Here is a 6344-nt window from a genome sequence, read left to right as displayed (position 1 = left end):
TCTGGGGAGGGAAACTCCCCAGTCTGCTAACATAAACAAAGACAGAAAACTGAACAATCTACTGACAGGCGATGAAATCACATCAGTGACAGCTCATGAAGTCACTAACAACATCCATATTTTTCAGTTACCTCTTTAAAAGCCTTTCTGACAGACTCCATGCTTGCCAGATTTGGACTAATTCCAGCAACTATTGCATTGGGATATTTTTCTTTTAATCTATCTACAGCAACATCTGCCGATTCCTGTGAACTTGCTGCCAACACAACTGAAGCACCTTCCTTCAAGAATTTATCAGCTGTAGCAAATCCTATACCACGGCTTCCACCCGTAATGATTGCAACTTTATCATTTAATCTCATTTAAACTACCTCCTTACTTAGTTTCTAGCTACATTATAAGCAAAAGGTAGATTATTTTCTGTGATATCATCACAAAATATCGCAATAAAAAACCCTGTTGCTCACGCACCAGGGTTTTGGTTTATCCATCCGTATTTAACACAAGATTTGGCTTCTATTCAACTTCTGAAAACTGATCTTTTCCAACATTACATAATGGGCATTCAAAATCTTCCGGAACATCCTCCCACTTTGTTCCTGGTGCAATACCACCTTCAGGATAACCTTCCTCTTCATCATATTCCCATCCGCAAACGTCACATACATATTTCATTAGTTTGTTCCTCCTTATAAATATATTAATACACAGCATATATTACTGTTGTATTTGTGTTGTTCTGTAACCTTAATATGTATAAATGCTTTTAGCATTTCCATAATCCATGCAGGTTACAATATGCATATACTTCTTCTACCTGTTCACCATCGCAAAGACAAAAATCTGCTACCGGCTCCTGCCCTGGATTTAACTGTTTTCTGTATATTCCCTGGTTTGTATTTAATGTAATCCACTCAATGAAATGCTCTTCAAGCATTGGATGTTTTGTCTCTCCGACCACGACATGAACATGACTGCCTTCTATCGTATATACAGGTACATGCTTCTCGACAGCAGCATCTGTCACTCCGGCTTTTAATTCCTGCATAGGTTCTCCGCAACAAATTACAGGTACACCCTTATCCTTTATCTTTTCAACAATGTTTCCACAATGCTTACAAATATAATACCTTACTTCCATGCCTTTTTCTCCTTCCATGTGTAAAATTTATAATTCAATTGTCTCCATAATCTTTTTCAATGAATCTGCAGATTCCTTAAGCTTTAACGCTTCCTCGCCACTTAAATTAATAGGTATATCAGACTCAATACCATCTGCACCTACAATAGCTGGCATACTTAACGATACTCCGTCAATATCATATACTCCATGAATCATGTGTGATACAGGAAGTATTGATTTTTCATCTCTCATAATCACTTCGCAGATTCTTTTTACAGACATTGCAATTCCATAATATGTAGCGTGCTTTTTGTTTATAATATCATAAGCACTGTTCTTGACTGCTGTAGCTATTTCTGCCGTGTTTTCCTTGTACTTGTAATGTCCACGCATTTCACACATTTCACTTAATGGAACCCCAGATACATTGGCTGATGACCATGCTACAACTTCGCTGTCTCCATGCTCACCGACTATAAATGCATGAACACTCCTACTGTCCACAGATAAATGTTCACCAAGCTTATATCTTAATCTGGCACTATCTAACACTGTACCAGATCCAATAACCCTGTTTTCCGGAAGTCCTGATAACTTTATGGCTACCTGTGTCAAAATATCTACCGGATTCGCTACTACAAGCATGATACCTGCAAAATTTCTCTTTGCTATTTCAGGAATGATTGACTTAAATATTGCTACATTTTTATTTACAAGATCAAGCCTTGTCTCTCCCGGTTTCTGTCCCGCTCCGGCAGATATGACAACAATTGCAGCATCAGCCACATCATCATAATCTCCGGCATATATTTTCATCGGACTCGCAAATGGAATACCATGACTGATATCCATAGCTTCTCCTTCTGCCTTGTTCTTATCTGCATCGATAAGGACAATCTCTGTAAACAAGCCACTCTGCATCAGCGCAAATACCGATGCAGAACCAACAAAGCCACAGCCTATCATTACCAATTTTTTGAATTAATCACTTTCTTCTTCGTAATAATCTCATCTCCTTAATAATTCTCTTCATGTACTTCAAAATAGCTCTGTGGATGATTACATACCGGACATACTTCAGGCGCCTTAGTTCCTACCACAATATGTCCGCAGTTACGGCATTCCCATACCTTAACTTCGCTCTTTTCAAATACCTGTGCAGTTTCAATATTCTTAAGAAGTGCACGATATCTTTCCTCATGGTGCTTCTCAATCTCACCTACTGCCCTGAATTTTGCTGCAAGCTCAGGGAATCCTTCTTCCTCAGCTGTTTTAGCAAAGCCATCATACATATCTGTCCACTCATAATTTTCGCCTTCTGCCGCTGCCGCCAGGTTTTCCTTTGTATCACCAATTCCTGCTAATTCCTTGAACCACATCTTTGCATGTTCTTTCTCATTATCTGCAGTCTTTAAAAACAATGCTGACATCTGCTCGTAACCTTCCTTTTTCGCTACAGAAGCAAAATAGGTATACTTATTTCTTGCCTGTGATTCCCCTGCAAATGCCTCCTGTAAATTCTTCTCTGTCTGTGTTCCTGCATATTTGTTTGCTGCCATCTCTTTTACCTCCGTTTTCTTTACACTTTTTCAAAATCTGATGCCGGGTGCTTGCACAAAGGACATATAAAGTCATCTGGTAATTCCTCGCCTACATATTCATATCCGCAAATTCTGCAACGCCATATTGTCTGACTGTCCTCTGTTTTTCCAACCTCCTGTGGCTTAGGCTTAATATTATTCTGATAATAATCATATGTTACTGAAGGAACATTGCTTAAAACTTCCATATCGGTTATCTCACCGATAAACATCGTATGTGAACCCAAGTCCTCTGTTTTAGTAACTGTCACAGAAATGTATGCATTTGTACCTTCTGTAATATAATAAATACCATTTGTGCCCCTGGCACACTGCTCAAATGCTTCAAACTTATTGGTATCTCTTCCTGATTGGAAGCCAAAATGTTTGAACAATTCAAATTGTGCCTTCTGACTTAAGACTGATACAGTAAATTTTCCGGTTCTTTGAATCATATCATGCGTATAATTTGCCTTATTTACACAGATACTTAACTGGTTTGGTTCCGAAGCTGCCTGAATGGCTGTATTAATGATGCATCCGTTATCTTTTTCTGCTTCTTTAGCGGTCAATATAAACAGTCCATAACTCAACTTATACATCGCTTTCCTATCCATGCTGTTCCTCCTTTACCTTCTCCCTGCATTTCGGGCAAATGCCTTTAAATGAAATATCATAATCCACAAATTCAATTCCATGAGTGTTATGAATTCTTTCCAGCAAATCCGATATTTGATCCATATCCACATCAAAAATTTCACCGCACTTTATACATCTTACATGGTAATAATTTTTCAATATAAAATCAAATCGGTTCGGTTCATCCGGAACTTCAACCTTTCTTAATGCACCTTCCTCTACCAATATATCAAGATTTCTATATACAGTTCCTTTTCCAATTGTTGGATATGCTTCTTTTATAAATTCATACACTTCATTTGCCGTAACGTGTCTTCTCATTTCGTATACGGTATTTCTTACAAGATCTTTTTGAATGGTATTTCTCCTACTTGTCATTTGTCCTCCTTATTAGGATTAGTTCTTAATAAGGATTATATACCACTATTATCCTGTTGTCAAAATAATAGTAATAATTATCATTATTATAAAAGCTTCCAAACTGAGCATCTTTTACCTGAATAACTATTTTATTTTGCGTTCAAATACATATTCTGAATCTGAAGATAAATCAGACCTAAACGAATATCCGAGTCTGTCAAATTTCTGAATCTCCACCGGATTTTCAATATTATTTTCTGCTATGAATCTGACCATTTCACCACGAGCCATCTTGGCATAGGTACCTTTTGTTACCAATTTATCTCCGGATAACTCACAAAATACAATCGTAATATATCTGTCCTGTGGTGTCAGATACTTTTCTATACATTTTGAGTATTCTTTTGATGCAAGATTAATGATAATCCTACTGTCATCGATTACTGAGCGGTATAACAATTCTCCCCAGTACTCATACAGATTTTTTGCATCTCCAATTCCAACCTTTGCCTGCATTTCAAGACGATAAGGAGTCACACCATCCATTGGTTTTAAAATGCCATAAAACGCAGACAAGATTCTTAAATGATTTTGCAAATACTCAAACTGCTGGATTTCAAACACAGATGGTGCCATATATTGAAATGCAATCCCTTCATATGATAAAACAGCCGGAGTAAGCCTGTTATAAAGATCCATATTTCCCAATCTGTTAAAGTTCTGCTCTGCAATCTTGTCATTACATTTCCAGATAGCTTTCAGTTCTTCTTTTGATTTGCTTTTCATCCAGTTTAATACTTCTGCTGTCTTATCAATATAGACAGGCAGTTCAACCGGTGCTAAGTTATCGGTATCTACAATCATCTTTTTTGCAGGTGATAAAATAATCTTCATTATGATTATGACAATTCCTTAAGCATATTTTCAGGATCATCTGCCGCCTTGACTTTATCATTTGCCTTTATAATGATTCCCTGCTCATCAATAAGATATGTAGTTCTTACTACACCCATAGATACTTTTCCATAATTTTTCTTTTCTTTCCAGACATCATATGCTTCAATAACTTTACGCTCCGGATCTGCTAATAGCGTAAATGCCAGTCCGTATTTTTCTTCAAATCTCTTGTGAGACGCTACAGAGTCCTTGCTTACTCCGAGAATAACAGTTCCCTTCTCAGTAAACTGTGGATAACGCTCAGAAAAGCCACATGCCTGCTTCGTACATCCTGGTGTATTATCCTTTGGATAAAAATATAAGATCACTTTTTTTCCTGCATAATCGCTTAATTTATGCACTTCTCCGTTCTGATCCGGCAATTCAAAATCCGGTGCTTTTATTCCTAACTCTAGCATTTACTATTCCTCCGCTTTTGTATTTTCCACCTGTTTTCTTGTTCTTTTATTACCTGAAATCATTTTATGACCAGAATAGACTGCCATAATCATGCATATCAGAGAGCCAAATGCAAAGTATTTGTGTGCTGCTTTTAACCCTTTATATCCTGTATAAAAAGTTCCAATCATTGTGATCAATGCTCCTACTGACCAATATTTATGTGCTTTCATGTAATTCCTCCATTTTTTCAGTGTATTCAATTCTAATTATACGCTACCATATTCCTATGTCAATTTGATAATAGAGCATTCCTATAAAATTTTTCAAAATATCATTGTCAAAACTATGTATTGTTATCCTTTAATTTTTCTTTGAAATAATTGACAAAAAGCTTGCTTTCAGGAGATTACTATTTAATCTCTTTTCCATCTATATATAGTTGAAATTTATCAGGATTATTGACAACATCATAGTCCTTTCCGTATTCTACAGGTCTATATTCGGCTGTCATTACCGATTCCCCGTCTTCAATATCCTCTTTCCATAAATAGATGTTCATATCAATGCTCGTCGCATATCCTCTGTCTGTGGAGAATTTTGTCGAATGAAAAGAATCATCCTTGTACATCTGCAAAAGTTTTCTTGCAAACGCTTCTCTATCCTCAATATCTTCCCTATTTGCGACCACGGTTATATTTTCATCCCGATTTACAGAAAAAGTTCCAACTACATCTGGTTCGCCTTCTTTATGACTGGATTCAAATTTCCCATAAATACTTCCTGCAGCAATTATCAAGATTGCTGTTCCTGAAATTACTGCAATTATCTTTTTCTTCATATTTTTAATTTCCTTTTAATTTTTTTACTGCGTAATTGATTACTTCTTCCGGTGTGGGCCTGTCTCCTTTAAGTGTCATTTTCTTCCATTCTTCCTGCACAGCCGGGTCAGGATTATCAAATCCTGCATCTATGGCTATCTGCATTTCTCTGCGTACTTCTTCTGGTGTTGTGTTATACTTTTCTGCAATCTTCTCATATATAGTTTTCTCTCTCATTCATTTTCCTCCGATATATAAGTGGAATTATATCTTGTTCTATAAAATCAATTTAGCATATTTCTGTTGGCATGGAAAGAGACTTTACAACTTAAAATTGGATAAAAAGGACAAAAAAAGAAGAGCAGCTTGCTCTTCCCAGATTGTAGACAAAGCCCTGCTTTTGCAGGGTTTTGCTATTGTTGGAACCGCTTTTCTGATATAATAAATATCAGAAGGGCGGTGTTTTTTATGATGACGAAAAATGCA

Annotated in this window: 12 protein-coding genes; all 12 read right to left on the bottom strand. The window is 36.6% G+C overall.

Translation table 11 applies throughout. From position 1 onward, the window contains the following. Positions 1–104 precede the first annotated feature (104 nt). The 12 genes from ACTQ50_RS18805 to ACTQ50_RS18750 all read right to left on the bottom strand — a co-directional run bounded on the left by ACTQ50_RS18805 (position 105) and on the right by ACTQ50_RS18750 (position 6095). On the bottom strand, positions 105–362 hold the full coding sequence (locus tag ACTQ50_RS18805) for an SDR family NAD(P)-dependent oxidoreductase (protein WP_441485436.1): 258 nt from the start codon (positions 360–362) through the stop codon (positions 105–107). A gap of 154 nt (positions 363–516) precedes the next feature. Then, positions 517–675: a rubredoxin gene (locus ACTQ50_RS18800; protein WP_005339874.1), complete on the bottom strand. Its 159-nt coding sequence runs from the start codon at positions 673–675 to the stop codon at positions 517–519. A 91-nt stretch (positions 676–766) separates the two neighbouring features. After that, the gene (locus ACTQ50_RS18795; protein WP_441485435.1) at positions 767–1141 is read right to left on the bottom strand and encodes a desulfoferrodoxin family protein; all 375 of its coding nucleotides are present in this window, start codon (positions 1139–1141) and stop codon (positions 767–769) included. A gap of 27 nt (positions 1142–1168) precedes the next feature. Further along, positions 1169–2089, bottom strand: a complete 921-nt coding sequence (locus ACTQ50_RS18790; RefSeq protein ID WP_441485437.1) for an L-lactate dehydrogenase — start codon at positions 2087–2089, stop codon at positions 1169–1171. Between the two features lie 50 nt (positions 2090–2139). Beyond that, complete coding sequence (gene rbr / locus ACTQ50_RS18785) at positions 2140–2682, bottom strand: rubrerythrin (RefSeq protein ID WP_242834641.1); 543 nt, start codon at positions 2680–2682, stop codon at positions 2140–2142. 20 nt (positions 2683–2702) lie between these two features. Further along, positions 2703–3320 (bottom strand): flavin reductase, encoded by a 618-nt coding sequence (locus tag ACTQ50_RS18780; RefSeq protein WP_441485434.1) that lies wholly within the window; start codon positions 3318–3320, stop codon positions 2703–2705. Continuing rightward, on the bottom strand, positions 3313–3720 hold the full coding sequence (locus ACTQ50_RS18775; protein ID WP_441485433.1) for a Fur family transcriptional regulator: 408 nt from the start codon (positions 3718–3720) through the stop codon (positions 3313–3315). The genes ACTQ50_RS18780 and ACTQ50_RS18775 overlap by 8 nt, the downstream gene beginning before the upstream one ends. A gap of 126 nt (positions 3721–3846) precedes the next feature. Then, positions 3847–4596, bottom strand: a complete 750-nt coding sequence (yaaA, locus tag ACTQ50_RS18770; RefSeq protein WP_441485432.1) for a peroxide stress protein YaaA — start codon at positions 4594–4596, stop codon at positions 3847–3849. Positions 4597–4601: 5 nt separating this feature from the next. After that, entirely contained in the window at positions 4602–5057 is a 456-nt protein-coding gene (gene bcp, locus ACTQ50_RS18765) for a thioredoxin-dependent thiol peroxidase (protein ID WP_441485431.1), read from the bottom strand. Between the two features lie 3 nt (positions 5058–5060). Next, on the bottom strand, positions 5061–5270 hold the full coding sequence (locus tag ACTQ50_RS18760) for a DUF6219 family protein (RefSeq protein ID WP_024854726.1): 210 nt from the start codon (positions 5268–5270) through the stop codon (positions 5061–5063). A gap of 179 nt (positions 5271–5449) precedes the next feature. Then, positions 5450–5878: a hypothetical protein gene (locus ACTQ50_RS18755; protein WP_024854725.1), complete on the bottom strand. Its 429-nt coding sequence runs from the start codon at positions 5876–5878 to the stop codon at positions 5450–5452. A gap of 4 nt (positions 5879–5882) precedes the next feature. Next, positions 5883–6095 (bottom strand): sporulation initiation factor Spo0A C-terminal domain-containing protein, encoded by a 213-nt coding sequence (locus ACTQ50_RS18750; RefSeq protein ID WP_026648209.1) that lies wholly within the window; start codon positions 6093–6095, stop codon positions 5883–5885. Positions 6096–6344 lie beyond the last annotated feature (249 nt).

This window comes from Blautia sp. Sow4_E7 (assembly GCF_052116245.1).
In the GTDB taxonomy this organism is placed as follows: domain Bacteria; phylum Bacillota; class Clostridia; order Lachnospirales; family Lachnospiraceae; genus Blautia_A.
This window is presented reverse-complemented; position numbering and strand designations above follow the sequence as displayed.